The following is a 25,254-nucleotide window of genomic DNA, read 5'->3' as shown; positions in this document are numbered from 1 at the left end:
CTCTCGGATGAAAATAAAAATATTACAACAGATTGGTCAGGGCGCACTGGCGGTAATGCGCCTGCGCCTGCGGCTCCTGATCGAGCGCCTCGTGCAGCTGCGCCAGCTTGAGGTGCGCTTCGCGCAGGGTGGCGCTGTCGGCCGCATTGGCCAGGGACTGCTCCAGGAAACGCTGGGCCTTGCCCCATAATTTCTGTTTCAGGCACAGCGCGCCCAGGGTCAATGTCAGTTCCGCATCGGCCAGACGGCTGGCGAGCCAGGCTTCGCCGCGCTCGATTTGCGCCAGCAGTTCGGGCGAGCCTTCCGCCGCTGCCGAGCGGCGATACACGCGCACCAGGCGATCGTCCCATTCGGCTTCCAGCGCCTTTTCGACAATCACGCGCGCCTCACTCTGCAAGCCGCTGCTGTTGAAGGTATTCGCCGCATGGGCAGCGACCAGCGGCTGCAGCTTGTCGGCGGCGGGAATCTCGGCCCACACCCGGCGAATCGATTCGGCGTCGTGCGCCTTGTCCGACAACAGGGCTTCGTAAGCCATGGCGCGCAGGCGCCGCGATGCTGCCTGATGCAGGACGCCGTGCTTGTCGAGCGAACGCACCAGGCGCAAGACTTCCGGCCAGTTCTGTGCCTGCTGGCTGGCCTTGAGCGCCAGGCGCAGGGCGTGGATGTGGCGGGTGCCGCTGGCGTTGAGTTCGCCCACCGCAGCCAGCGCGGCCTCCGGCTGGCGGTCATCGACCAGCAGTTCGACGCTGGTCATCAGGCGCGCCGTCTTCATGGCCGGGTCGTCGGCGATCCTGGCCAGCCACTGGTCGCGGCGCGCCGCCTGGGCCATGCGGTGCGCCGCCTGGGCGCCGATCAGCGCTGCCAGGCCGCCATTGTCGGCCGAGTCAACCGCGCGCGTGGCGGCTTTCTCGGCATGGCCGAAGCGCCCTTCCAGCAAGGCCTTGAGGGCCTCGCGCAAGGCCTTGTTGCTTTCGCGCTCGTGCTTGTTGCGGCGGTATGCTGCCACCCGCTGCGGCATTTTCATGGTGACGTCAAACGCCTTGAAGGCGAAATACAGCAGAAAGAACAGCAGGACCGTCAGCAGCAGGAAAAAATTCAGTGACAGGTCGATCCGGTACGGCGGATAGAAAAACACCACGTTACCAGGGTTGAAGCGGGCTACCGCGGCCAGGCCGACGGCGGCGGCAAATATGAAAAGTAGCCAGAGGAAGAATCGCATTATGGCGCAGCTTTGTAATTACGCACGGCATTCAGGCTGTCAGCCAGCGTCGGCATTTCAATGGACAGGTTGTTGTTCTGTACCTGCTTGAGCAGGGCCTGCGCAGTCTGGGTCTGCTTGGCGCGCGTGTCGAAATACCGCACGATGGTGTCCTGGGCGGCCACGATGTCGTTGCGGAAAGCCGATTCATTGCGCGACAACAGCGCCAGGCGCGCGCTCAGCAAGCGCAGCTTGAGATTTTCGCGGGCGTAATAGGCTTGGGTCGGCGACAGCAACAGCGCCTCCGGCGTGGCGACTTCGCGTACCTGCACCAGTTGCTTGATTTCCAGCCAAATTTCATTGCTCCAGCTATCCCAGTTATTGCGCACGACGGTCATCCAGTCGCTGCCGCCGGCAGCGGCAGCGCCCGCACCGGCAGACGTCGCGGGCGCCTGGGCCGGTTTGACGCGGGCATTCTTGGGCTGGGTCGCCGGCACCACCGGCTTTTCATCCGACAGCAAGGGCAAGGCGTCGATCTGGCCGATGACACTATCCAGGCGCAGCGCCATGCCGGTGGTGTCGACGATCGGCAAGGACTTGAGCTTTTCCTGGTCGTGCGCAAGCGCGCGCCGGATCGTGATGAATTGCGGCTTGTCCGAGCGCGACAACAGGCGGTCGGCGTTTTGCAGCGCAATCAGGGCGCCCGACACGTTGCCGGCCAGTTGCAGCTGCTGGCTGGCCGTCGACAGCACTTGCTCGATTTCCGACAAGGCCCAGTCGTCGCGATTCCTGGATAACTCCTGGTACAACTGTTCGAGCGCGAGTTGCTGGTTTTGCGACTCGGCCTGCCGGTTTTCCAGTACGCTGACCTTGGCTTGCAATTCCTTGCCGCTTTCCTGCGCTGCCTTGACCAGCAGCCGGGTTTCGCTGTTCAAGGTCTCGCCGCTTTGCAGCCGCAGCGCCAGGGTGCTGCGCAGGTTGTGCAACTCCTTGCGGGTATTCCACCATTGCAGCGCCAGCAGCACAGCCAGCACCAGCAGCGCCAGCGGCAGCAGGCGCTGAGACAACTTGCCGCCACGGCTGGCCAGCGCGGCCGGCGTCGTGGATACGGCAGGGGATGCGGCGGGCGCGGACTGCGGACCCGGCGTCGATTCGGAAGATGGAGGCAATTCGTTCATGATCAGGATTGTAACGCGGCAAGCAGACCTTCGTCGCCTGATGCGGTTTGTGTAATATTCAGAAAACCCAGCATCTGCGCGGTTTCCGCAATACGGACATGGGGCAGCAAGAAGTGTTGCTGTTGCATTTTTGCGACGGCATTGCCCCCGCCGACCTGCCCGACCATTTCCACCAGATTGCGCAGCGCCTCGGAACTGGTGACGATCCAGTCGCCCGGCGTGTCAATCAGCCGCGCCAGTTGCGCCCGTTGCCGCGCATCGAGGGCCGGGGCGCAGCGCCGGTAGGCCGCAACAGCAGTGACATTGGCGCCGGCCGCGCGCAATTCGTCAGCCAGCAGTTCGCGCCCGCTGTCGCCGCGAATGATCAATACTTCACGGCCCCGCAGTGCAGACTTGTCCAGTGCTTCCAGCAAGCCCTGCGAATCGCTGCGGCAACTGTCGGCGGGACGCAGGATGGTCGCGTTGCCGTCATTGACACCATGGCAGGCCAGCGCCAGGCGGCTGCCCTCGCCGACCACCGCCAGCGCCAGTCCGGCAGGCCACTGCGCCCGCAGGGCAAACGCCGCGTCGATCGCATTCGGGCTGACGAACGCCACCAGCGCATAGCGTTCGAGTTGCTCCAGGACGGCGCGCAAGGGCGCCACATCGGCCAAAGGGTGAATTTCCAGCAGTGGAAACAGCAGCGCCTCGCGGCCAAGCGCGGCAACCCGGCTGGCCAGCGCGCCAGCCTGGGCCTGCGGACGGGTGATGACGACCGGCCTGGCCATTCTGCCCATTCAGGCCGGGTCGCTGGCGCAAACCGCCAGGATCGCCGCGGCGTCCTGCGCCTGCAGCGCTTCTGCCACCTGCCGCCCCAAGGCTTGCGGTGCATCGGCGCGGCCGCTGGCCTCGGCGGTGGCGATGCGCGCGCCATCGGGCGTAGCCACCATCGCCCGCAAATGCATGCTGCCGGCCTCGACCGTGGCGAAGGCCGCCAGCGGAATCTGGCAACTGCCACCAAAGGTCTTCGAGACCGTGCGCTCGGCGGTCACCGCCTGTGCGGTAGCCAGGTGATTCAGCGGTGCCAGCAAGGCTTGCAGCTCCGGGCGGCCGGCAGGAATCTCGATTGCCATGGCGCCCTGCCCCGGCGCCGGCAGGCTGTATTCCGGCGCGATCAGGGCGCGGATGCGCTCGGGCAGCCCGAGACGCTTCAGACCGGCGGCCGCCAGGATGATGGCGGCATATTCGCCACGGTCAAGCTTGCCCAGGCGCGTATCGAGATTGCCGCGCAAGGGGCGGATCACCAGTTGCGGATAGCGCGCCGCGATCAGGGCCTGGCGGCGCAGGCTGCTGGTGCCTACCACGGCACCGGCAGGCAATGCTTCCAGCGCGGCGTAATCGTTCGAGACAAAGGCGTCGCGCGGGTCTTCGCGCTCCAGCACGGCGGCCAGTTCGAACCCGGCCGGCAAATCCATCGGCACGTCCTTGAGCGAGTGCACCGCCAGGTCGGCGCGCCCCTCGGCCATTGCCACTTCCAGTTCCTTGACGAACAGGCCCTTGCCGCCAACCTTGGACAAGGTGCGGTCGAGGATTTGGTCGCCACGCGTGGTCATGCCGAGAATTTCAATCGTGCACTCTGGATATAATGCAGACAAGGCTGCGCGCACGTGTTCGGCTTGCCACATGGCCAGCCGGCTTTCCCGTGACGCAATTACCAACCTGGAGGGAACATGAGCTTTCAAAACAAGGACTTTCAGAAATAAGGTCGGACAGCTTGAATTTCGCCGTAAATTTTATCATGCGCACCATTACTGGGCCCGGTCACAAGCCGCGCCTGTTCCGTCAGAAATGCCAATTGCCAACAAATCCATGACCAAACCATCGACCGCTGCCGCCCGCTCCGCCAAAGCCGCCATCAAAACCGCTACCGACAAGGATGCGCCACTGCGGGAAGACATCCGCCTGCTCGGTCGCCTGCTGGGCGATGTCTTGCGCGAACAGGAAGGCGAGACGGTATTCGCGGTGGTGGAAACCATTCGCCAGACAGCGGTGCGCTTTCGTCGCGAATCCGATGCCCAGGCCGGCGCCGACCTCGACCGCATGCTGAAAAAACTCACGGGCGAGCAGACCATCTCGGTAGTCAGGGCGTTTTCCTATTTTTCGCACTTGGCCAACATTGCCGAGGACCAGCACCACATCCGCCGTCGCCGTGCCCACCTGCTGACCGGCTCGGCGCCGCAGCCTGGCAGCATCGCCCTGGCTCTGGAACGCCTGCAGGCAGCTGGCGTCAGCGGCGACGCCGTGCGCGATTTCCTTGGCGAGGCCCTGATCAGCCCGGTGTTGACTGCGCATCCGACCGAAGTGCAGCGCAAGAGCATCCTCGACGCCGAACACGCCATCGCCGCCCTGCTGGCCGAGCGCGACCGCCAGCTGACGCCGCGCGAGCTGGCGACCAACACCGAACTGTTGCGCGCCAAGGTCGCCACATTGTGGCAAACCCGCATGCTGCGCTATGACAAGCTGACGGTGGCCGACGAAATCGAGAATGCCCTGTCGTATTACCGCATCACCTTCCTGCATGAATTGCCCGGCCTGTACCAGGACCTGGAAGACGCGCTGGCCAGCCGCTTCCCGCCGCCAGGCCGCGCCGACGCCACGCTGCCGCCGTTCATGCAAATGGGCAGCTGGATCGGCGGCGACCGTGACGGCAACCCCAACGTCAATGCCGGCACCATGCGTCATGCGCTGGAACGACAATCGACCGCGATCCTCGACTTCTACCTGGAAGAATGCCATGCGCTGGGCGCGGAACTGTCGATTTCCACCCTGCTGGTCGATATCAGCCCGGCATTGCAAACGCTGGCCGACGCCTCGCCTGACACCTCACCGCATCGCAAGGACGAGCCGTACCGGCGCGCCCTGGTCGGCATCTACGCGCGCCTGGCCGCCACCGCCCGCCAGCTCGGGGCCGGCGCCGTGCTGCGCCAGGAAGTCGCGCCGGCTGCGCCATACGCGTCAGCCGCGGAATTTGGCGCCGCGCTGCAGGTGCTGATCGACTCGCTGCAATCGCACCACAGCGCCGTGCTGGTCAAGCCGCGCCTGGCCGCCATCCGGCGCGCGGCGGAAATCTTTGGCTTCCACCTTGCCACGCTGGACATGCGCCAGAGTTCCGACGTGCATGAGCAAACGCTGGCCGAACTGTTCGCCCGGGCCGGCGTCAACCACGACTATGCCGCGCTTGACGAAGCCGGAAAAAGGCGGCTGCTGCTGGCCGAACTGGCGCAGCCGCGCCTGCTGTATTCGCCCTACCTGGCCTACTCCGACGAAACCGCATCCGAGCTTGAAATCCTGCGCGCAGCGCGCGAAATTCGCCGCCGCTACGGCGCGCGGGCGATCCGCAACTACATCATCTCGCACACGGAAACCGTTTCCGACCTGCTGGAAGTGATGCTGCTGCAGAAGGAATGCGGCCTGCGCCAGGCCGATGGCGACAACGTCGAACTGATGGTCATCCCGCTGTTCGAAACCATCCCGGACCTGCGCAATGCCGCTGCCATCATGGACGAATGGCTGGCCTTGCCGCTGGTGCGCCGCCAGGTGACGCACCAGGGCGCGCTGCAGGAAGTCATGCTGGGTTATTCGGATTCCAACAAGGATGGCGGCTTCCTGACCTCCAACTGGGAGCTGTACAAGGCCGAGACCCAGCTGCTGGCCCTGTTCGCCGACCGCGGCGTCAAGCTGCGCCTGTTCCATGGCCGCGGCGGCACGGTCGGGCGCGGCGGCGGCCCCAGTTACGAGGCGATCCTGGCGCAGCCGGCGGGCACCGTCAATGGCCAGATCCGCCTGACCGAGCAGGGCGAAATCATCGCTTCCAAGTTCTCCAACCCCGAAATCGGCCGGCGCAACCTCGAACTGCTGGCTGCCGCCACCCTGGAAGCCAGCCTGCTGCCGCACGCGGTCGCGCCGAAACAGGCCGCGCAACTCGGCAAATTCGAAGCGGTGATGGAAGACCTGTCGGAACGCGCTTATCGCGCCTATCGCGCGCTGGTGTACGAGACACCCGGCTTCACCGACTATTTTTTCGCCGCCACGCCGATTGCCGAAATCGCCGAGCTCAACCTGGGTTCGCGCCCGGCCTCGCGTAAAGCCAGCCGCAGGATCGAGGATTTGCGGGCGATCCCCTGGGGCTTTTCGTGGGGCCAGTGCCGCCTGCTGCTGCCCGGCTGGTACGGCTTCGGCAGCGCCGTGGCATCCTGGCTGGAGGACGGCCCCGGCGCCGCATCGGCGCGCCTTGCCACCCTGCGCGCGATGCTGCGGCAATGGCCGTTCTTCGCCACCCTGTTGTCCAATATGGACATGGTGTTGTCAAAAACCGACCTGGCGGTGGCCTCGCGCTATGCCGGCCTGGTCGCCGATAAAAAGCTGCGCAAGGCGGTATTCCAGCGCATCCTCGACGAGCACGAACGGACCGTATCCTGCCTTGCCAGAATCACCGGCGAAACGGAGCGCCTGGCCGGCAATCCGCTGCTGGCCAGGTCGATCAAGAACCGCTTTGCCTATCTCGACCCCTTGAATCACTTGCAGGTCGAACTGATCAAACGGCATCGCGCTGTTGCAAAAGAGCAAGAAAAGATTGACGCGCGAGTACATCGCGGCATACATTTGTCAATCAATGGGGTGGCCGCCGGCTTGCGCAATACCGGCTGAGGCCATCACCGCGGAGACAACCCAGCCCTGGCTGGTCCGGACACATCCAGCCAATAACGCTCCGGACAGCGGCAAGCAGCGGGCATGGGCGTACCAATACCGTCATCAAATGATGGAGGAGACCATGAACCAGGTATATTCCAAGACCCTCAAAGGGCAGGAAGAAATCAAGACCCGCGCCGGCGGCCTCTCGCAGCGCATGCGCCAGCTGCTGATTTTCATCGACGGCAAGCGCAGTCGCGACGAGCTTTTCGGCATGCTGAAAGGCGACGACATGGATGCGCTGTTGGCTGCACTGGTTGAGCAAGGCATGGTCGAGGCAAGCGGCAGCGCCGCGCCGAAAGCGGCAGCACCAGCGGCAGCACCAGCGCCCGCGCCGGCCTCAACCGCCGCTGCCACGGCTGTCGCCGCAGCGCCGCAACCGGCACCGAAGGCGCCGGAACCGCCAAAACTGGACGCGGCGGAACGCGAGCGCAGACAGCGCGAGGAAGAAGCGCTGGCCGAACTGGCGATGGCGCGCAGCTTCATGGGCAGGATGTCGTAAAGAACTTCGGGACTCCGGAACTTCGGGATTGCGCCATCCCGGAAAGATGGCGGGACCGCCCGGCCTTGCCTAGCTGCGCACCAGCGCCTTGACCTGCGGCCATTGCCGGCGCGAGACCGGCAAGCGCTCATCCAGCCCGCGCACGATCACTTGCCAGGACTCCTGCACCTTGTCGGCACGCTCGCCCCGCTCGCTCTTTTCTTCGCCGCCATCCGCGTCCATTCCCATCGGTGCCCGTTCGACGCCGAGCACGGCATTGCGCGCCACCAGCGCGTTGCGATGCACCCGCATGAACAATTCCCCCAGCTCTTCCTCGATCGAATTCAGGGATTCCTCGATCAAAAAATTGCGGCAGGCGGTACGCAGGGTGACATATTTCGCCTCGGCTTTCAGATAAAGCACGTCAGTGACCGGCACCAGTAACAGGCGACCGCGCTCCTGTACCGAAAAATTCCGTCGCTGCTGGCGCAGGCTGGCGGAAGCCGCCGCCAGCGCCTGCTTTTGCGCCGGCACCGCCACCAGCGTTGCCGCGCGCTGGATCGCCTGCGCCAGGCGGGCCGCGCGTACCGGCTTCAACAGATAATCGAGCGCGTGCACCTCGAATGCCTTGAGGGCGAATTCGTCGAATGCGCTGACGAAAATGATGGCCGGTGGCGCCTCGGCTGCGGCCAGGTGGCGTGCCAGCTCAATGCCATTCATGCCTGGCATTTGCACGTCGAGCAACACAATGTCCGGCCGGGTTGCGGCAAGCGAATCCAGTGCCGCCTGGGCATGGGCGGCCTCGCCCACCAGCTGGTGCGGGCATTCAGCGGCGATATCGGACAGCAGCATGGCCAGGCGCGCGCGCGCCGGCGCTTCATCGTCGACGATCAGCAGACGCGGCACCATCAGCGATCCTTTCTGGTTTTCACATAGGGGAAGCGCAGCCTGACCTCGAACAATCCGCGCTCGACCGAGGTGCTCAACTGGGCTTCGACATCGTACAGCAAAGCCAGACGCTGGCGAATATTGGTCAGCGCCATCTGATTGCCGCACGGGGCGGCGGCGTCGCCATGATACGGATTGACAATCGCGATTTCAATCCGGTCGATCTGGCGGCGGATGTCGATCTGGATCAGCGCCGCATCGCTGGCCGGCTCGACGCCGTAATGCACGGCGTTTTCCAGCAAGGGCTGCAACAGCAGCGCCGGGATCTGCGCCCGCTGCAAGACTTCCTTGCTGATATCGACCGGATTCCATTTCACATGCAGGCGCTCGCCCAGGCGCACCTTCTCGATGGACAGATATTGCCGGCACAGGCGGATTTCCTGTTCCAGCGTGGTCATGTCGCGGGCGTCGCGCATCAGCACGCGGAACAGTTCAGCCAGGTCTTCCAGGGTGGTTTCGGCGCGCAGCGGTTCGGTGCGGATCAGCGACAGCACCGCATTCAGGCTATTGAACAGGAAATGCGGACGGATGCGTGCCTGCAGCGCCTGCAGCCGCGCCTCCGCCAGCGCCGGAGAAAACGCGCGGGTGCGCAATTCGAAATAATGCTGCAGTGCGATGCCGATCAGGGCGGCGGCCAGCGCGGCCTCGGCCGGATGCAGGCCGTCCAGGGCATCGAGGAACAGAACGCTGGTCGACAGCAGGCGGATCAGCAGGCTGGCGATGGCTGCCGGCACCAGGGCGCACAAGGCGCGCTGCAGCCACAGCGGCATGCTGCGAATCAGCTTGCGCACGCCGCACAGGGCCATCAGCGACAACAGGCTGGCCAGCTCGATCAGGGTGGAGGTTTCGATGAATTTGGACAGACCCGCCTGCCAACCGCTGGTCTGCAGCAGGATGCCGGCCAAAAAGGCGGCATTGACCGCCACCAGCGCGCGAAAAACCACACCGATATTGCAGCAATCGGGGATCACGATTTCGATCGGCGGAGAGGCGGCGCTGGTGGCTGGCATGAATTTGGTGGGTCGTCGTGTCGCGCAACGCGGGAATCGGCGCGCTTGTTTTATAATGATGGATTCCTCAAAAATCCGGCAGCTGCGCCATTATGCTGCGCATCCGGGTAAAAACACCACCGCAATCATGACAGCTCAACTCTCGAAAAAAGGCGAAGCCTGGTCGGCCCGCTTTTCCGAACCCGTCTCCGACCTGGTCAAACGTTACACTGCTTCGGTATTTTTCGACAAGCGCCTGGCGCCATTCGACATTCAGGGTTCGCTGGCGCATGCCGAGATGCTGGCGCACCAGGGCATCATCACGGCCCAGGATCTGGAAGACATCCGCCGCGGCATGACGCAGATCGCGTCGGAAATCGCCGCCGGCAGTTTCGAATGGCTGCTCGACCTGGAAGACGTCCACCTGAATATCGAAAAACGCCTGACCGAACTGGTCGGCGACGCCGGCAAGCGCCTGCACACCGGGCGCTCGCGCAACGACCAGGTAGCCACGGACATCCGACTGTACATACGCGCCGCCATCGATGACATCGTCGCCCTGCTGCGCGGTCTGCAGACGGCCCTGGTCGATCTCGCCGAGCAACATGCCGACACCATCCTGCCGGGTTTCACCCACATGCAGGTGGCGCAGCCCGTGACCTTCGGCCACCACATGCTGGCCTATGTCGAAATGTTCGGCCGTGACGCCGAGCGCATGGCCGACTGCCGCCGCCGCGTCAACCGCCTGCCGCTGGGCGCCGCCGCTCTGGCCGGCACCACCTTCCCGATCGACCGCGCCCGCGTGGCGCAGACCCTGGGTTTCGAGGACGTCTGCCACAATTCCCTGGACGCCGTCTCCGACCGCGACTTCGCCATTGAATTCTGCGCCGCCGCGGCCCTCGTCATGACCCATATCTCGCGCATGTCCGAAGAACTGGTGATCTGGATGAGCCCGCGCGTCGGCTTCATCGACATCGCCGACCGCTTCTGCACGGGCTCCTCGATCATGCCGCAAAAGAAGAATCCGGACGTGCCGGAACTGGCGCGCGGCAAAACCGGCCGCGTCAACGGTCACCTGATCGCCCTGCTCACCCTCATGAAAGGCCAGCCGCTGGCCTACAACAAGGATAACCAGGAAGACAAGGAACCCTTGTTCGACACCGTCGACACCGTGACCGACACCTTGCGCATCTTCGCCGACATGGCGCGCGGCATTACCGTCAAGCCGGACGCCATGCGCGCCGCCGCGCTGCAGGGCTATGCCACGGCCACCGACCTGGCCGACTACCTGGTCAAGAAAGGCCTGCCGTTCCGCGATGCCCATGAAGCCGTGGCGCGCGCCGTGCGCAGTTGCGACGACCGCGGCTGCGATCTCGCCGACCTGCCGCTGGAAGACTTGCGCACGTTCTCGGACCTGGTCGAAGCCGATGTCTATGCCGTGCTGACGCTGGAAGGCTCTGTTGCAGCGCGCAATCATGTCGGCGGTACCGCACCTGAGCAGGTCCGCGCGGCCATTGCCCGCCTGCGCGCTCAGCTCAGCTGATTCAATCCTTAAAGTTAACCGCTGCGCGCTGCCATTTAACTACTGTTTCCAGCGTTGAAAAGACATATACTTTATGAGATTGATGGAAGATTAGCTGCGAGAAAAATAAACGGTTTCGCTGCAATAATTTTTCTATTGGAGGCATATTATTTGGCATCGCCGTTCTGAATGTCGAGCTCATTCGCCCGACCGCTGAAAGTGCAGGTAGAGAACGCCAGCCAAGTAAAGTGCTTTCATTGCGCGATCTTCTTGCCAATCATGCAAATAAATCAGGCACCTTGCACGACTTGGTTGCCAATAAACAACAGGGGATATTCATGCAAGCATTTTTAAGGCTATCTCGCTGGATCGATACATTAGGCCAATCCATAGGTCGAGTGGCAAATCTCATGATTCTGCTTTCTTGTATCGTCAGCGCGGCCAATGCCCTGCTCCGGTACGGTTTCAACTGGAGCAACAACTGGCCGCTGGAATTACAGTGGTATCTGTTTGCCGGTGCCGTCATGCTGGGTGCTCCATACACCTTTCAGCGCAATGAACACGTTCGCGTCGACTTAATCTACGGCCATGTATCCGAGCGCATTCAGCATTACATCGATGCGCTCGGCGTCATCTTCTTTCTGCTGCCGGCATGTTTGCTGTTTACCTGGCTTTCCTGGAAAACCCTGTTTCTTCCTTCCTGGGGAATTCTCGAGCAATCCTCCAATGCCGGCGGACTGCCGCTCTACCCGATCAAGTTGATCGTCCCATTGGGATTTGCCCTGCTTGCACTGCAAGGCATCTCAGAACTGATCAAACGCATCGCCGCACTTGCCGGCAAAGCACATCTTGACGCCAAATACGAAAGACCCGTTCAATGATTCCACTCGAGTATATGCCGCCACTGATGTTTGGCGGCCTGGTGCTGTTCATGCTGATCGGATTCCCGGTCGCCTTTTCCTTGCTCGCGCTTGGATTGGCCTTCGGGATCGTGTCAATTGAATTGGGTTTTTTCGGCGTTAATTATTTGCAGGCAGTCCCGCAACGGATATTCGGCAACGTCCTGGCAAACGACTTGCTGCTGGCGATCCCGTTCTTCACATTCATGGGCGCAATTCTTGAGAAGTGCGGCCTGGCGGAAGAGATGCTGGATTCGATGGGGCAGTTGTTCGGTCCGATACGGGGCGGACTCGGCTATTCGGTCATCATCGTCGGCTTCATTTTGGGAGCGATTACGGGAACGGTCGCTGCCCAGGTGATCACGATGACAATGATCTCCTTGCCGGTGATGATGCGCTACGGTTACAACATGCGCTACACCACGGGCGTCCTTGCGGCATCCGGCACCATCACACAACTTGTACCACCCTCGCTGGTCCTGGTGGTTCTGGCAGACCAGCTGAGAACTCCCACGGCAAGTGCCGACGTCGGCAGCATGTACCTGGGCGCATGGGGTCCCTCCCTGGTGCAGATCAGCCTGTTCGCGCTCTACACATTTATTTTGTCGCGAATCAAACCCGCCTGGGTGCCTGCGCTGCCGAAAGAAGCACGGACATTGCACGGCTGGACGCTCTGGAAAAAATGCTTGCGAGGCATCATTCCTTCCGCAGTACTGATTTTTATGGTGCTGGGAACAATGATGCTTGGCATTGCCACGCCGACGGAATCGGGCGCAATGGGAGCACTTGGCGCAGTGATCCTTGCCGTCTTGCGTAGCAAGGAATTCACGCGCAGGGACAAGATTGTGTTTCGTGCCGGCATGCTCTGCCTGGCTGCAGCAGCCCTCATCGGGGCGCTTTTTTATACGACGGAAATTGGTGTCAGCGCAGCCGCCATGCCATTCTTGCGAGCCGCATTGGTGGTCGTCTACCTGGTCATTGTCTGGCTGCTGATTCGCGCAAGCCGCATGCGCGAATTGCATGATCTGATTGTGCAGGGCTATCAATCAACCATGCGTCTGACGTCGATGGTTGTCTTCATTCTGATCGGCTCCACATGTTTTTCAGTCGTGTTTCTGGGAGTCGACGGCGGCCTCTGGGTCGAACATTTATTCGCCTCGCTTCCCGGCGGTTGGATTGGGTTCTTAATTGTTGTGAACCTTTTCATATTTTTCCTGGCGTTTTTCCTCGATTTCTTTGAAATTGCCTTCATTGTCGTGCCAATGATTGCTCCGGTTGCGCAAAAAGTCCTGACACCTGTACTGGTCGAAAGCATGGGAAGTGTGGAAGCAGCGGCACCGGCTGCCTTGGTCTGGTTTGGCGTCATGCTTTGCGTAAATATGCAAACCTCCTTCATGCATCCGCCCTTCGGTTTTGCCTTGTTCTATTTGCGCGGCGTAGCACCGAAAGAAGTAAAAAGCTCGGATATTTATTGGGGAGCCTTGCCCTGGGTCGGACTGCAAATCATCATGGTCGTGCTCGTCATCGCATTCCCGCAAATGGTTACCGGCCTGCTTGACAAAGGCGTTGCCTCGACACCGTCCGAAGGCTTAGTGATCGAGAGTCCGATGAGCGAAGAAAACCGGCAGGGAGATGAAGAAGCGCCGCAACTGCACTTCTCCACTGAAGACGATAAAAAATAATCCCGCATTGTCGTCAACCCTTGAAACCCGCATGCATTGCATGCGGGTTTTTTTATGCCGATCAACTAATCAGGGGCACAAAAAATAACCCGCAGGGCTTTCGCGCTGCGGGTTACCGAAGTCTTCGAATTGCTTTAATTAATTACTTGCGACTGACCATGAAGTTTTGCATCGGCGCTTCAGCCACCGAGAACCATTGGTTCTGGTTACGCTGGAAACGCTTGTACGGTTCATAAATCTTCTTGAATTTCGCATTCTTGGCGGCTTCCTCTTCCATTGTCTGCATTGCAGCCTTGTAAGCGGCTTCCATGATCTCTTTGGAGAAGAAACGCAGCTTGGCGCCGCTCTTGATCAGTCGTGCCAGCGCAGCCGGATTCTTCGCATCGTATTCGGCCTGCATCGTGACATGCGCTTCAAATGACGCGGCTTCAATCGCATGCTGGTATTCCTTCGGCAGCTTTTCCCACTCTTTAATGCCGACATAGAATGAGAGCTGCGCGCCCGCTTCCCACCAGCCGGGTGCATAGTAGTAAGGCGCGACCTTGTGGAAGCCGAGCTTTTCATCGTCGTACGGCGTGGTCCATTCGACCGCGTCAAGCGTGCCTTTTTCCAGAGCAGGATAAATATCTGCGCCCGCCAATTGCTGCGGCACCAGACCCAACGGCGCCATGACCTTGCCGGCAAATGCGCTGATGCGCATCTTCAAGCCTTTGATGTCATTCAGCGTCTTGATCTCCTTGCGGAACCAGCCGCCCATTTGCGCGCCGGTATTCCCGCCCAGGAAATTGACGATGCCGTAGTCCTTGTAAAAGTCGCGCATCAGTTCCATACCGCCGCCCTGGTTCATCCAGGCGGTCTGCTGACGGGAATTCATGCCGAAGGGAACGGCGCAGTCGAATGCAAATGTCGAATCCTTGCCGAAATAATAGTACGGAGCGGTATGCCCCATCTCGATGGTGCCGGCCTGGACTGCATCAACGACCTGCAGTGCAGGAATGATTTCACCGCCCGCAAACACGCGGATATTGAATTTACCGCCTGTCAATTGCGAAACACGCTTGGAAAACACCTCGGCAGTTCCATATAGCGTATCCAGGGATTTTGGAAAGCTCGAAGCCAGGCGCCAATTGATCGTCGGTTGCGCTTGCGCCAGTGCAGGCGCTGCCACGCCCGCAACCGATGCACCAACCGCCGCTTTTTTTAGAAAGGAACGACGTTCCATATGATCTCCTCAAGGATTAAATTTTAAAGACGGTGAAATTGCTTTATCACAACGCGAATTGTAGAGGCAGTGTCATGTACCCCGCAACCGAAACCCATATCGCGCCGCATCAATATCAAACAAAAGCCCGCTAGGCTTGCGGCCATACGGGCTTTTCCATATTGAAGTAAAAATTCCTGTTTATTTGCGGCTGATCATGAAGTTCTGCATGGTCGATTCAGCCACCGAGAACCACTGATTCTGGTCCTGGCGGAACCGTTTCCATGGCTCGTAAATTTTCCTGAACTTCGCGTTCTTGGATGCTTCTTCTTCCATGAAGCTTGTAGCGGACTTCGAGCACGCCTCCATGATTTCCTTGGAAAAGGCGCGCAGCTTCACGCCCTGTTTCAACATGCGCGCCAGTGCGACCGGATTGCGGGCATCATATTCTGCCTGCATCACCACATGAGATTCATAAGTGGCGGTTTCGAGGGCGGCCTGATACTCCTTCGGCAGCTTTTCCCATTCCTTGATGCCGACGTAAAAGGACACCTGCAGGCTTGGTTCCCACCAGCCCGGCGTGTAGTAAAACGGCGCGACCTTGTTGAAGCCGAGCTTTTCATCATCGTAGGGACCGATCCATTCAGCGGCGTCGATCGTGCCTTTTTCCAGCGCCGGATAGATATCGCCACCGGCGATCTGCTGCGGCACCAGACCCAATGGCTGCATCACGCGTCCGGCAAACGCGCTGATGCGCATCTTCAGTCCATTCAGATCCTTGACCGTCTTGATTTCCCTACGGAACCAGCCGCCCATCTGCGCGCCGGTGTTCCCGCCCTGGAAATTCATCACGCCGTATTCACGGAAGAATTCGCGCGTCAATTCACGCCCGCCCCCCTGATCGAACCAGGCAGTCTGCTGGCGCGAATTCAGGCCGAACGGCACTGCCGCATCAAAGGCAAAGGTCGGGTCCTTGCCAAAGTAGTAGTAAGACGCGCTGTGGCCCATTTCCACAGTTCCGGCTTGTACCGCATCCAGCACCTGGAGCGCCGGCACCACTTCGCCGCCGGCGAATACGCGGATATTGAACTTGCCGCCGGTGAGTTGCGAGACACGCTTGGAAAACGTTTCTGCCGCACCATAAATGGTATCCAGCGATTTGGGAAAGCTCGACGCCAGGCGCCAGTTGATTGTCGGTTGCGATTGCGCCAGCGCCGGTGCGGCAAGCGCCCCAGCAGATGCACCGACCGCTGCTTTTTTCAGAAATGACCGCCGTTCCATATTGTCTCCTTTAATTTGATTCACAGATCGCTTGCCATCGACCTTGTGAGTTTCTTACTGGCAATAAATGCAAGGGAAGTTTATTGTGAAATTCAAAATATCGCAACGCCGGCATCTACCGCAACGCAACATTGGCAGAGCGATTATCGTTACATGGCAGCTAGGCCGAAGTGTCAACTACCCGCGACAGTCATGCTTTCTATCAAAATCGAGCCGGTTTCCTTGGTGCCACGCACCAGCGTATCGGCGCCGATGGCGACGATTTGCGCAAACATCTCGCGCATGCTGCCAGCGATCGTGATTTCCTCCACGGGATACTGGATCACGCCATTTTCGACCCAGTAGCCGGAAGCGCCGCGCGAATAATCGCCTGTAACGTAATTGACACCCTGCCCCATCAACTCGGTCACCAGCAAGCCGGTATCCATTTTTTTCAGCATGCCTTTGAAGTTGTCGTTCGCCGCAGTCTGCGTGGAAAACAGCTTGAGGTTGTGCGAACCGCCCGAGTTGCCGGTGGTTTTCATGCCCAGCTTGCGCGCCGAATAGGTGGAGAGGAAATAGCCCTGCACCACGCCATCGCGCACTACATCGCGGCGATGCGTCTTGACGCCTTCATCGTCAAAAGGAGATGAGCCAACCGCGCCAATCACATGCGGGTCTTCGACGATCTGGATGTGCGGTGCGAACACGGGCTGGCCGAGGGTGTCGAGCAGGAAAGTCGATTTGCGGTACAGGGCGCCGCCCGACACCGCCTGCACGAAGGCTCCCAGCAAGCCGGCCGCCAGCGGCGCCTCGAACAATACCGGGCATTTGCGGGTATCGAGCTTGCGACCGTTCAGGCGCGCCAGCGCGCGCTCGGCGGCATAGCGGCCGATGGCTTCGGGCCCGGCCAGCCTGGCCGGGTCGCGCATCGAGGAATACCAGTCATCGCGCTGCATGTGCGCGCCCTTGCCGGCAATCGGCGCCACCGACAGCGTGTGCCGGGAAAAGGGGTAGCCGCCCATGAAACCGCGTGAATTGGCGGAGATGAATTGCGATTGTTGCGCATACACGCTGGCGCCTTCGCTATTGGTGATGCGCTTGTCGACTGCAAACGCCGCCGCCTCGGTGCGCCGCGCCAGTTCGGCGGCTTCCTCGGCCGCGATCAGCCAGGGATGGCACAATTGCAGGTCAAGCGGCGCCATTTCCAGCGTATCGGCGTCCGGCAAGCCGGCGCAATCGTCTTCCGCGGTGAAGCGGGCGATGTTATAGGCGGCCTCCACTGTCGCCCGCAGGGACAGCCGGGAAAAATCCGAGGTGCTGGCATTGCCGCGGCGGATATGGCCTTCCGCCCCCATGTACACCGTGACGCCGATACCCTTGTCCTTGTTTTGCTCGATGGTTTCGATATTACCTTTGCGCACAGTGACCCCCAGGCCACTGCCTTCGCTGATATCGACCGCCGCACCGGATGCGCCTTTTTCCTTTGCATAACGCAATACGTCCTGCGCGAGTTGTTGCAATTGTTCCTGGCTGTAGGTAAATACGGTATCGCTCATGGGCTCGATGTCTTTTTTGTGGGAATAATGGCTTTAACCGCAATCGGCGGGAAAGGGGTTATGATAGCAGCCGTTTACCAAATTGCTTTCAGCATCACGCAAATCCATGCCAAATCCTAACCGGGGATCCTGCGGCTTTCAGTCCAACGAATTCGAGCAGGAATACGACCGCCCCTCCAAGTCGCAATTAAAGCGCGAAATGACCGCCCTGCAAAAGCTGGGGGCGGAATTGATTGCAAATTCGCGCGACCGCGTCAAACGCGTGCCCATGCCGGAAGATGTGCGCGACGCCATCCTTGAATGCCAGAAAATCACGGACCATGAAGGGCGCCGCCGCCAGTTGCAGTTTGTCGGCAAGAAGATGCGCACCCTGGAAGAACATGAAATCGCCGCCATCCAGAAGGTCATCGACAGCTGGCGCGGCACTTCCAAAGCCGACGCCGCCGCCTTGCACCTGATCGAGCGCCGCCGCGACAAGCTGCTGGCCAACGACGCCGCCCTCACCGAGCTGCTGGCCAAGCACCCGGAACTGGATGCGCAGCAGTTGCGCACCCTGATCCGCAATGCCCGCAAGGAGCAGGCCGAAAACAAGCCGCCCAGGGCCTACCGTGAAATCTTCCAGATCCTCAAGGACCTGGAGAAAGCCGCGTCACGCAGCGCCAGCGATATCGCAGCCGACGATGAAGCAGATGACGAAGCCGCCGAGGAATGATCCCGACGAGCTGCTGATCGGCCTGGTCTCGATTTCCGACCGCGCTGCCGCCGGCGTCTACCAGGACCAGGGCTTGCCAGCCCTGCAGGACTGGTTCGCCACCGCCATCGCCAGCCCCTGGCGCATGGAGTCCCGGCTGATTCCGGACGAGCGCGCCGCCATCGAACAAACCCTGATCGAACTGGTGGACGTGGCCGGCTGCGACCTGGTGCTGACCACCGGCGGCACCGGCCCCGCCCGGCGCGACGTCACCCCCGAAGCGACCCTGGCGGTTGCCACAAAAGAGATGCCCGGCTTCGGCGAACAGATGCGGCAGATCAGCCTGCAATTCGTCCCCACCGCGATCCTCTCGCGCCAGGTCGCGGTGATCCGCGAAACCACGGACCATGCGGCGCTGATCATGAACCTGCCGGGCCAGCCGAAGTCGATCAAGGAAACCCTCGAAGGCCTGAAGGATGCCGACGGCAAGCAGCTGGTGCACGGCATCTTCGCCGCCGTCCCCTATTGCATCGACCTGATCGGCGGCCCCTACATCGAAACGCACGACGCCGTCTGCAAGGCCTTCCGGCCGAAATCGGCGATCCGCACCAAATCCTGAACCACCCAATCTTCATCCCGACATGAACGACGCCCTTCTCGAATCGATCCAGATCGACACCGCCCCCAACCCGACCGTTGCCGTCATCTGGATGCATGGCCTGGGCGCCGACGGCTCCGACTTCGTGCCGATCGTGCGCGAACTGGACCTGACGGGCTGCCCGGCCATCCGCTTCGTCTTCCCGCATGCGCCGCTGATGCCGGTAACCATGAACGGCGGCTACGTGATGCGCTCCTGGTACGACATCGCGCTGGGCGAGGACCTGACCAAGCGTGAAGACGAAGGCGGCTTGCGCCACTCGCAGCAAGCGGTGGAACAATTGATTGCGCGTGAAAAGGCGCGCGGCATTCCCGCCAGCCGCATCGTCCTGGCCGGCTTTTCGCAAGGCTGCGCCATGACCCTGCAGTCCGGCCTGCGCCACCCCGAGCCGCTGGCCGGTCTCTTGTGCCTGTCGGGTTACCTGCCGCTGGCTGGCGTCGTCGCCGCCGAAGCGCATCCCGCCAACCAGGCCACGCCGGTCTTCATGGCGCACGGCCGCGGCGACCCGGTGGTTCCGCTGGAGCGCGCCGAAGCGTCGCGCGACCTGCTGCGTTCGTTTGGCTGCCAGGTCGAATGGCATGAATATCCGATGCAGCATTCGGTCTGCATGGAAGAAATCGAGGACATCGGTGCCTGGCTCAAGCGCGTGCTGGGCTAGGCCATTGCAGCCGGCGCGTTCGCCGGCACCAGGCAGACGAGGAGCGCACATGTCGCAGGAATTCGATCTGATCGTCATCGGCGCCGGCTCCGGCGGCGTCGCCCTGTCCCGCCGCGCCGCGCGCCATGGCGCCCGTGTCGCCGTCATCGAAAACAGCCGGGTCGGCGGCACCTGCGTGATCCGCGGCTGCGTCCCCAAAAAACTCCTGATGTACGCCGCCCAGTACGGCGAGCTGCTGCGGGAAGCCGCCGGCTTCGGCTGGACGGTTCCAGAGACCGCGTTTTCCATGACGCGCTGGGCCGATGCCAAGGCGGCCGAGACCGCGCGCCTGGAAGACGTGTACCGCAAGCTGCTGGCCGACGGCGACGTCACCCTCATTGAAGGCACGGCGCGCCTGCTGGCGCCGCACCGGCTGGCGGTCGGCGCACAGGAATTCACCGCAAAACACATCGTCATCGCCACCGGCGCCCGCCCCGCGCGCGACGTCATCCCCAGCCTGGAAGACTGTCCGACCTCGGACGACTTGCTCGACCTGCGGGAGTTGCCCGCCAGCGCCGTGGTGCTCGGCGGCGGCTACATCGCGGCCGAGTTCGCCAGCATGCTGGCGCGGCTGGGGGTGGCGGTGACCATGCTGTACCGCGACCGCCTGCCGCTGCGCGGCTTCGACGACGACCTGCGTACCCGCCTGGCCACCGCGCTGGCCCAGGCCGGCATCGATTTGCGGCCGGGCTGCATGGCGAGCCGGATCGAGCGCCTGCCCGCCGGCTGGCGCCTGCACCTGCCTGCCGGTGAAACGCTGGATACGCCCTGGACGCTCAATGCCCTGGGGCGCCGCCCCAATACCGCCAAGCTTGGGCTGGAAGCGATCGGCCTCGAACTTGGCAAGAATGGCGCGGTGCCGGTGAATGCCGAACTGGCGACCGCGCTGCCCGGCCTGCATGCGGTGGGTGACGTCACCGACCGCAAGAACCTGACGCCGGTGGCCATTGCCGAAGGGCGCTGGCTGGCCGACCGGCTATTTGCTGCGGGCCACGACGCGCCGGTGGCGCTGGAATCGATTGCCACCGCTGTATTCACATTGCCGCCCATGGCCTCGCTCGGCCCGACCGAAGCGCAATGCAGCGCGCCCACCACAGTCTACGAAGCCGACTTCAGGCCGATGCGCGAAGCTTTCAGCGGCGGCAAGGGGCGCACCTACATGAAACTGCTGGTCGATACCGCCAGCGACCGCGTGCGTGGCATCCACATGATTGGCGCCGATGCGCCCGAAATCGTGCAAAGCCTGGCGGTGGCAGTCACGGCCGGCGTCACCAAGGCGCAATTCGACCGCACCATCGCCATCCACCCGACCGCCGCCGAAGAATTCGTGCTGATGCGCACGCCTGCGCGCAACGCAGGCGGCGCAACAACGGACGCCCCGCCTACTTGAACACCACGGTCTTGTGACCGTTCAGCAGGATGCGGTGTTCGACGAACCACTTCACCGCGCGCGCCAGCACCACGCATTCGATATCGCGGCCGATGGCCGTCAGCGTCTCCGGATCCATTGCATGATCGACCCGCTCGACCCCCTGCTCGATGATCGGCCCCTCGTCGAGGTCGCCGGTGACGAAATGGGCGGTGGCGCCGATCAGCTTGACGCCGCGGTCATGCGCCTGGTAATAGGGCTTGGCGCCCTTGAAGCTGGGCAGGAAGGAATGGTGGATATTGATCGCCCGCCCCTTCAAGGCCTCGCACAGTTCAGGCGAGAGAATCTGCATATAGCGCGCCAGCACCACCAGATCGATGTCATTGGTCTTGATGATTTCCAGCATCCGCGCTTCCTGCGCGCGCTTGGCATCGGCCGAAGCGCCAGCCGCCAGCGGCAGGTGGTGGAAGGGAATGTTGTAGCTCGCCGCCAGTTGATAGAAGTCGGTATGGTTGGAGACAATCGCCGGAATTTCCACCGGCAGCAGGCCGCTCTTGTAACGAAACAGCAAATCGTTCAGGCAATGGCCGATTTTGGAAACCATCAGCATCACGCGCGGTTTTTCTCGCGCGTCGTTCAATTGCCAGTTCATCCGCATGCCCTCCGCCATTTCGGCGAAGCGCGCGCGCAGGGCTGCATCCGGCAAGGCCGGGTCTTCTGCGGAAAAATGCACGCGCATGAAAAACAGCTGCGATTGCGCATCGCCGAACTGGGCCGAGTCGATGATGTTGCAGCCATGTTCAGCCAGGAAGCCGGACACCCGATGCACGATGCCGCGCTGGTCGAGGCAGGACAGGGTAAGGATATATTGCGGATGCGTGGTGGTCATGGGAAGGTCGAAGCTTTGTGCCGTTGTTTCCAAACCTTGTTATTGTCGCACGGCTGGCAAGCATTTCTGCAAGCGCCAATAAAAATGGCCAGCGCCCTTGCGGGGCACTGGCCATTTCGAACTCCAGGAGGAAACGCACAAGCACCGGTCCGCGCGTATGCGGGTCCGGCTGTCGGCGCCTCCTGTTTATCCGCCTGGCGCGATCAGCTGGCCTTGGCAACCGACAGGTTGCGGGCGGTGCCGGAAGTACCAACCTGGACGTCGCCAGCCAGCTGGCCGCCCTCTTCGATCACGACCTTGCCATAACGGATCTTGCCCGTGACCTTGCCGGTCGCGTAAATCACCAGCTTCTGGCGCACGGTCAGGTCGCCGTCGAATTCGCCGTGGATTTCGGCGATATCGATTTCGGCCGAACCCTTGAAAGCGCCGCATTCGGCGATCTGGATCACGCGCGAATCCATGGTCGCTTCGACCCGACCTTCGACCACCAGCGTGTCGCAATCGGTGATTTCAACGCCTTTGAGCTTGATGTTCGGTCCGACGATCAGTTTGCTGCCGACTTCATTGGTGCTGGCGGTAGCGGCGGAGGCGGATGCGGCTGCGGCCTTGGCGACGCTGTTATCGAGCGAAGCGGGCACGCTGGCGGCGGGCGCGCTGGTCCTGAGCGGGCTGGAAGAAGTCAGGCTGCTGCCAATCGGTTGCGCGGTGTTGCTCGTCATATTGGATGTATTGTTTGTGGAATCACGTTTGCCGAAAAGCGTTTCTGAGCGAAGCATGCTATCTCCTGAAAATGGGACAAATCAATGTCTGGATTAAAAAATTCGTTCGCGCCAACCCCAGGCCGAAACCTGATTCCGCATGGAAATACTACCGGGCACTTGCGTTGGTCATTAGCAACTTCAGAAAGTTCCGATTTTGTTACAAATTAGAAAAAATTTTTCTTACAATCGAAAATACCATCGGGAAATGCCTAACGACTGGCGAAAAAAAACGCTGCTCGAAGGCAGCGTTTTTTTGATTTCGGGGGGTCTTAGTTACGGACCACACGCTTGTACTCGTTGGTGCGGGTATCAATTTCAATCACGTCATCCGTTGCCACGAACAGCGGCACCTGAACGGTGTGGCGATGCGCCTCGATGGCGTTTTCAATCTGCGCTTCTTTCAGGACGTTGCCCGAAGTATTGCCCTTGACTGCAGGCTCGGAGTAAACCACCTGGCGCGCGATCGTGATGGGCAATTCAACGGAAATCGCTTTGCCATCATAAAACACGGCTTCGCATTCCATGCCGTCTTTCAGGTAATGCAGCGCATCGCCGAGGTTTTCTTCTTCGATTTCAAACTGATTGTATTCTTCATCCATGAATACATACAGCGGATCGGCGAAATACGAATAGGTCACCGGCTTTTTATCGAGAACAACGACGTCGAACTTGTCGTCGCCGCGGAAAACGTTTTCCAGCGGGCTGTTCGTCAGAAGATTTTTCATCTTCCATTTGTAGGTGAAGCCCGTGCGGCTCGAACCGTTAACGTCCGAACGCAGCACGATAAAAGGCTTGCCGTCAACCATGATGATGTTGCCAACGCGAACTTCTTTTGCAGGTTTCATAGAGAATGTACGTAAAAAATAGGTTGCATGAATATTATCTGTCGCTCTATGGCCAACTGCGCCGTAAGCTCACGTTTCAACAAAGAAAACGCACTAGATCAACCGCATATTATACCGAGTTTTCTGTAGTCACTGACCGCAGCGAGTCTGCAAACTTCAGCAAATTGCTAGCCAGATCTCCATTTGTCAACATTTCCTGATGCCATTCTGTCGCCCTGCAGGCGATTTTTGGCATGTCGGCCTGCAATGACGGCCATAGCGCGGACCAGTCGTCCGGCGCATTCACGTTCTCCGCTCCAGCGCCATTCCAGCGCAAGGAGAAGGCATTCAAACTTCCGATGTCAGCGGAGTATCGCTGCAAGAACGCACGGAGTTTCTTGTGATGCAGGTTTTCGTCCTGCGGATAGATATGCCAGATGAATGGCATGCCCGCCCACTGCGCCCGTACAAAGGAATCCTCGCCACGCACGAAATTGAGGTCGCATGCCCATAACAGCTTGTCGTAGTCCGGTTGCGCGACAAAAGGCAGGACGCGTACGGTCAGCGCGCCGCGGGTGCGTGCCGCGCCCGGCTTGGCTTCGCCCCCTGCATCCCCGCCGATAAACGCCTGAATCGCCGCGACCGCGACGCCTTCGGGCACCAGGCAAGTGATTGCGGTACCGCCGCCCTGCCATGCTTCGAACAATGCCGCCACAGGTGCGTGCGGATAACAGAACAAGGACACCTTCAGCGAAGCCATTTCTGCCGGCGTCACGCCAAACTGGGCCAGGAACGCCGCCTTGGCCGGCTGGTCCGCTTGAAATTGCCGACGCTGCTCTTCCAATGCAGATTCGCGCAGCAAGCCGCCCGTTTTACTGGTAAAGCCAGGGAAGAAAAAATATTTCGTCAACGGCAAACGTGGGTGCATTGACGGCAAGGCATGACACCCCTCCACCCATTCCTCCGCGCTCAAGCCTTCCAGGTTGAGCCACACCGGACGCGGATTGCGCTCCGCCATTGCGGCAATGTAGCCTGGCGGGATATCACAGGCAAAAAATTCAATGACGATGTCGGCGACATCGCCGGCCGAAAAGTCGCCCGCCTGATCGCGCCAGTGGCGCACCGTCACACCGGCAAGCTGTTGTACGTCGGCGTTGGTCGCAAGGTCCGGGCAGATCCGCTGCAAGGTCTGCAGATCGTCTATCCAAAGAGTGACGGCGATGCCATGCTCTTGATGCAGTTGTCTTGCCAGGCGCCAGCAGATGCCGGCGTCGCCATAGTTGTCGACGACTTTGCAGAAAATGGTGAGGGTGCTTGCTTGGTTTCGCATGCCGAAAGCATAAATGAAAAACGCCGCGCTGTTGCGTGGCGTTTTTATTTTGACGACCCAGGGGGATTCGCCCACGTTCCGCGGGCCGCGGTTCGGCTTGCAAGCCGAACCCTTCGAATCCCCGCTCGCGCGCAATGCGCGCTTTTTACAGAGATAAAAAAAACGCCACGCAATGCGTGGCGTTTTTAAGCTGGCGTCCCCAGGGGGATTCGAACCCCCGTACTCACCGTGAAAGGGTGATGTCCTAGGCCTCTAGACGATGGGGACAGTAACCTGTCCTTGTTGCTATTCTACACTATTTTAATGGTGGAGGTAAGCGGGATCGAACCGCTGACCTCTTGCATGCCATGCAAGCGCTCTCCCAGCTGAGCTATACCCCCCTTGCGTAGA

At 61.0% G+C, this 25,254-nt stretch carries 23 protein-coding genes and 2 tRNA genes; 10 read left to right on the top strand and 15 right to left on the bottom strand.

What is annotated here, in order from left to right; genetic code table 11:
• Positions 1 to 22 precede the first annotated feature (22 nt).
• From D3878_RS02185 to hemC, 4 genes are read right to left on the bottom strand one after another with little or no spacing between them, the layout of a single operon-like run.
• A complete protein-coding gene (locus D3878_RS02185; protein ID WP_119783984.1) occupies positions 23 to 1,219 on the bottom strand; it encodes a heme biosynthesis HemY N-terminal domain-containing protein in 1,197 nt (398 codons plus the stop codon).
• Positions 1,219 to 2,376, bottom strand: coding sequence for a uroporphyrinogen-III C-methyltransferase (locus tag D3878_RS02180; protein ID WP_119783983.1), 1,158 nt, complete (start codon positions 2,374 to 2,376; stop codon positions 1,219 to 1,221). The genes D3878_RS02185 and D3878_RS02180 overlap by 1 nt, the downstream gene beginning before the upstream one ends.
• 2 nt (positions 2,377 to 2,378) lie before the next feature.
• Positions 2,379 to 3,143: a uroporphyrinogen-III synthase gene (locus tag D3878_RS02175; protein ID WP_119787652.1), complete on the bottom strand. Its 765-nt coding sequence runs from the start codon at positions 3,141 to 3,143 to the stop codon at positions 2,379 to 2,381.
• A 9-nt stretch (positions 3,144 to 3,152) separates the two neighbouring features.
• Entirely contained in the window at positions 3,153 to 4,097 is a 945-nt protein-coding gene (hemC, locus tag D3878_RS02170) for a hydroxymethylbilane synthase (protein ID WP_119783982.1), read from the bottom strand.
• A gap of 127 nt (positions 4,098 to 4,224) precedes the next feature.
• Between hemC and ppc the strand changes: the two genes are divergently transcribed.
• Positions 4,225 to 7,062, top strand: coding sequence for a phosphoenolpyruvate carboxylase (ppc, locus tag D3878_RS02165; protein ID WP_233556199.1), 2,838 nt, complete (start codon positions 4,225 to 4,227; stop codon positions 7,060 to 7,062).
• A 124-nt stretch (positions 7,063 to 7,186) separates the two neighbouring features.
• On the top strand, positions 7,187 to 7,606 hold the full coding sequence (locus D3878_RS02160; RefSeq protein WP_147383863.1) for a hypothetical protein: 420 nt from the start codon (positions 7,187 to 7,189) through the stop codon (positions 7,604 to 7,606).
• A 69-nt stretch (positions 7,607 to 7,675) separates the two neighbouring features.
• Here the strand turns inward: D3878_RS02160 and D3878_RS02155 are convergent, their stop codons facing one another.
• Both D3878_RS02155 and D3878_RS02150 read right to left on the bottom strand, forming a co-directional pair.
• Positions 7,676 to 8,494 (bottom strand): LytR/AlgR family response regulator transcription factor, encoded by an 819-nt coding sequence (locus tag D3878_RS02155; RefSeq protein WP_119783979.1) that lies wholly within the window; start codon positions 8,492 to 8,494, stop codon positions 7,676 to 7,678.
• Positions 8,494 to 9,543, bottom strand: a complete 1,050-nt coding sequence (locus D3878_RS02150) for a sensor histidine kinase (protein WP_119783978.1) — start codon at positions 9,541 to 9,543, stop codon at positions 8,494 to 8,496. The genes D3878_RS02155 and D3878_RS02150 overlap by 1 nt, the downstream gene beginning before the upstream one ends.
• A 127-nt stretch (positions 9,544 to 9,670) precedes the next feature.
• Here D3878_RS02150 and argH point away from each other — a divergent pair, with 127 nt between their 5' ends.
• From argH to D3878_RS02135, 3 genes are all read left to right on the top strand, one after another.
• Positions 9,671 to 11,065 carry an argininosuccinate lyase gene (argH, locus tag D3878_RS02145; RefSeq protein ID WP_119787651.1) on the top strand — a complete coding sequence of 465 codons (1,395 nt, stop codon included), beginning with the start codon at positions 9,671 to 9,673 and terminating at the stop codon, positions 11,063 to 11,065.
• A gap of 317 nt (positions 11,066 to 11,382) precedes the next feature.
• Complete coding sequence (locus D3878_RS02140; RefSeq protein ID WP_119787650.1) at positions 11,383 to 11,925, top strand: TRAP transporter small permease subunit; 543 nt, start codon at positions 11,383 to 11,385, stop codon at positions 11,923 to 11,925.
• On the top strand, positions 11,922 to 13,625 hold the full coding sequence (locus D3878_RS02135; RefSeq protein ID WP_119783977.1) for a TRAP transporter large permease: 1,704 nt from the start codon (positions 11,922 to 11,924) through the stop codon (positions 13,623 to 13,625). Before D3878_RS02140 ends, D3878_RS02135 begins: the two co-directional genes overlap by 4 nt.
• Before the next feature lie 142 nt (positions 13,626 to 13,767).
• Here the strand turns inward: D3878_RS02135 and D3878_RS02130 are convergent, their stop codons facing one another.
• From D3878_RS02130 to pmbA, 3 genes are all read right to left on the bottom strand, one after another.
• On the bottom strand, positions 13,768 to 14,847 hold the full coding sequence (locus tag D3878_RS02130) for a TRAP transporter substrate-binding protein (RefSeq protein ID WP_119783976.1): 1,080 nt from the start codon (positions 14,845 to 14,847) through the stop codon (positions 13,768 to 13,770).
• Between the two features lie 180 nt (positions 14,848 to 15,027).
• Positions 15,028 to 16,107 carry a TRAP transporter substrate-binding protein gene (locus D3878_RS02125; RefSeq protein WP_119783975.1) on the bottom strand — a complete coding sequence of 360 codons (1,080 nt, stop codon included), beginning with the start codon at positions 16,105 to 16,107 and terminating at the stop codon, positions 15,028 to 15,030.
• Between the two features lie 173 nt (positions 16,108 to 16,280).
• Positions 16,281 to 17,645, bottom strand: a complete 1,365-nt coding sequence (pmbA, locus tag D3878_RS02120) for a metalloprotease PmbA (protein ID WP_119783974.1) — start codon at positions 17,643 to 17,645, stop codon at positions 16,281 to 16,283.
• Positions 17,646 to 17,751: 106 nt separating this feature from the next.
• Here pmbA and yjgA point away from each other — a divergent pair, with 106 nt between their 5' ends.
• From yjgA to gorA, 4 genes are read left to right on the top strand one after another with little or no spacing between them, the layout of a single operon-like run.
• Positions 17,752 to 18,357 (top strand): ribosome biogenesis factor YjgA, encoded by a 606-nt coding sequence (yjgA, locus tag D3878_RS02115; protein ID WP_119783973.1) that lies wholly within the window; start codon positions 17,752 to 17,754, stop codon positions 18,355 to 18,357.
• Positions 18,335 to 18,955, top strand: a complete 621-nt coding sequence (gene mog, locus D3878_RS02110; protein WP_119783972.1) for a molybdopterin adenylyltransferase — start codon at positions 18,335 to 18,337, stop codon at positions 18,953 to 18,955. The genes yjgA and mog overlap by 23 nt, the downstream gene beginning before the upstream one ends.
• Before the next feature lie 22 nt (positions 18,956 to 18,977).
• Positions 18,978 to 19,652: an alpha/beta hydrolase gene (locus D3878_RS02105; RefSeq protein WP_119783971.1), complete on the top strand. Its 675-nt coding sequence runs from the start codon at positions 18,978 to 18,980 to the stop codon at positions 19,650 to 19,652.
• A gap of 49 nt (positions 19,653 to 19,701) precedes the next feature.
• Positions 19,702 to 21,081, top strand: a complete 1,380-nt coding sequence (gene gorA / locus D3878_RS02100; protein ID WP_119783970.1) for a glutathione-disulfide reductase — start codon at positions 19,702 to 19,704, stop codon at positions 21,079 to 21,081.
• On the opposite strand, the gene purU is transcribed toward gorA, so the two are convergent.
• The 4 genes from purU to earP form a co-directional block, all read right to left on the bottom strand.
• The gene (gene purU / locus D3878_RS02095; RefSeq protein WP_119783969.1) at positions 21,074 to 21,949 is read right to left on the bottom strand and encodes a formyltetrahydrofolate deformylase; all 876 of its coding nucleotides are present in this window, start codon (positions 21,947 to 21,949) and stop codon (positions 21,074 to 21,076) included. The genes gorA and purU overlap by 8 nt on opposite strands.
• Before the next feature lie 203 nt (positions 21,950 to 22,152).
• Positions 22,153 to 22,725, bottom strand: a complete 573-nt coding sequence (locus D3878_RS02090) for a bactofilin family protein (RefSeq protein ID WP_119783968.1) — start codon at positions 22,723 to 22,725, stop codon at positions 22,153 to 22,155.
• A gap of 254 nt (positions 22,726 to 22,979) precedes the next feature.
• Entirely contained in the window at positions 22,980 to 23,555 is a 576-nt protein-coding gene (locus tag D3878_RS02085) for an elongation factor P (protein WP_119783967.1), read from the bottom strand.
• Positions 23,556 to 23,664: 109 nt separating this feature from the next.
• Positions 23,665 to 24,864 carry an elongation factor P maturation arginine rhamnosyltransferase EarP gene (gene earP / locus D3878_RS02080; protein WP_119787649.1) on the bottom strand — a complete coding sequence of 400 codons (1,200 nt, stop codon included), beginning with the start codon at positions 24,862 to 24,864 and terminating at the stop codon, positions 23,665 to 23,667.
• 13 nt (positions 24,865 to 24,877) lie between these two features.
• Between earP and D3878_RS23660 the strand changes: the two genes are divergently transcribed.
• Positions 24,878 to 25,021, top strand: coding sequence for a hypothetical protein (locus D3878_RS23660; protein WP_158592153.1), 144 nt, complete (start codon positions 24,878 to 24,880; stop codon positions 25,019 to 25,021).
• 34 nt (positions 25,022 to 25,055) lie between these two features.
• Here the strand turns inward: D3878_RS23660 and D3878_RS02075 are convergent.
• Both D3878_RS02075 and D3878_RS02070 read right to left on the bottom strand, forming a co-directional pair.
• Positions 25,056 to 25,131, bottom strand: a tRNA-Glu gene (locus D3878_RS02075).
• 37 nt (positions 25,132 to 25,168) lie between these two features.
• Positions 25,169 to 25,244: transfer RNA gene (locus D3878_RS02070), tRNA-Ala, on the bottom strand.
• Positions 25,245 to 25,254: the final 10 nt, after the last annotated feature.

This window comes from Noviherbaspirillum sedimenti (assembly GCF_003590835.1).
Classification (GTDB): Bacteria; Pseudomonadota; Gammaproteobacteria; order Burkholderiales; family Burkholderiaceae_D; genus Paucimonas; species Paucimonas sedimenti.
Note: the sequence above shows the minus strand (reverse complement) of the source record. Positions and strands in the feature narration are given on the sequence as shown.

Bases quoted from the DNA above. Each gene is read 5' to 3' on its own strand.
- D3878_RS23660 (WP_158592153.1), top strand. From the start codon at position 24,878: ATGAAAAACGCCGCGCTGTTGCGTGGCGTTTTTATTTTGACGACCCAG.
- pmbA (WP_119783974.1), bottom strand. From the start codon at position 17,645: ATGAGCGATACCGTATTTACCTACAGCCAGGAACAATTGCAACAACTC.
- D3878_RS02085 (WP_119783967.1), bottom strand. From the start codon at position 23,555: ATGAAACCTGCAAAAGAAGTTCGCGTTGGCAACATCATCATGGTTGAC.
- gorA (WP_119783970.1), top strand. From the start codon at position 19,702: ATGTCGCAGGAATTCGATCTGATCGTCATCGGCGCCGGCTCCGGCGGC.
- D3878_RS02185 (WP_119783984.1), bottom strand. From the start codon at position 1,219: ATGCGATTCTTCCTCTGGCTACTTTTCATATTTGCCGCCGCCGTCGGC.
- D3878_RS02090 (WP_119783968.1), bottom strand. From the start codon at position 22,725: ATGCTTCGCTCAGAAACGCTTTTCGGCAAACGTGATTCCACAAACAAT.
- yjgA (WP_119783973.1), top strand. From the start codon at position 17,752: ATGCCAAATCCTAACCGGGGATCCTGCGGCTTTCAGTCCAACGAATTC.
- earP (WP_119787649.1), bottom strand. From the start codon at position 24,864: ATGCGAAACCAAGCAAGCACCCTCACCATTTTCTGCAAAGTCGTCGAC.
- purU (WP_119783969.1), bottom strand. From the start codon at position 21,949: ATGACCACCACGCATCCGCAATATATCCTTACCCTGTCCTGCCTCGAC.
- D3878_RS02125 (WP_119783975.1), bottom strand. From the start codon at position 16,107: ATGGAACGGCGGTCATTTCTGAAAAAAGCAGCGGTCGGTGCATCTGCT.
- D3878_RS02150 (WP_119783978.1), bottom strand. From the start codon at position 9,543: ATGCCAGCCACCAGCGCCGCCTCTCCGCCGATCGAAATCGTGATCCCC.
- mog (WP_119783972.1), top strand. From the start codon at position 18,335: ATGACGAAGCCGCCGAGGAATGATCCCGACGAGCTGCTGATCGGCCTG.
- D3878_RS02105 (WP_119783971.1), top strand. From the start codon at position 18,978: ATGAACGACGCCCTTCTCGAATCGATCCAGATCGACACCGCCCCCAAC.
- D3878_RS02140 (WP_119787650.1), top strand. From the start codon at position 11,383: ATGCAAGCATTTTTAAGGCTATCTCGCTGGATCGATACATTAGGCCAA.
- D3878_RS02175 (WP_119787652.1), bottom strand. From the start codon at position 3,143: ATGGCCAGGCCGGTCGTCATCACCCGTCCGCAGGCCCAGGCTGGCGCG.
- D3878_RS02160 (WP_147383863.1), top strand. From the start codon at position 7,187: ATGAACCAGGTATATTCCAAGACCCTCAAAGGGCAGGAAGAAATCAAG.
- ppc (WP_233556199.1), top strand. From the start codon at position 4,225: ATGACCAAACCATCGACCGCTGCCGCCCGCTCCGCCAAAGCCGCCATC.
- D3878_RS02180 (WP_119783983.1), bottom strand. From the start codon at position 2,376: ATGAACGAATTGCCTCCATCTTCCGAATCGACGCCGGGTCCGCAGTCC.
- D3878_RS02155 (WP_119783979.1), bottom strand. From the start codon at position 8,494: ATGGTGCCGCGTCTGCTGATCGTCGACGATGAAGCGCCGGCGCGCGCG.
- D3878_RS02130 (WP_119783976.1), bottom strand. From the start codon at position 14,847: ATGGAACGTCGTTCCTTTCTAAAAAAAGCGGCGGTTGGTGCATCGGTT.
- argH (WP_119787651.1), top strand. From the start codon at position 9,671: ATGACAGCTCAACTCTCGAAAAAAGGCGAAGCCTGGTCGGCCCGCTTT.
- D3878_RS02135 (WP_119783977.1), top strand. From the start codon at position 11,922: ATGATTCCACTCGAGTATATGCCGCCACTGATGTTTGGCGGCCTGGTG.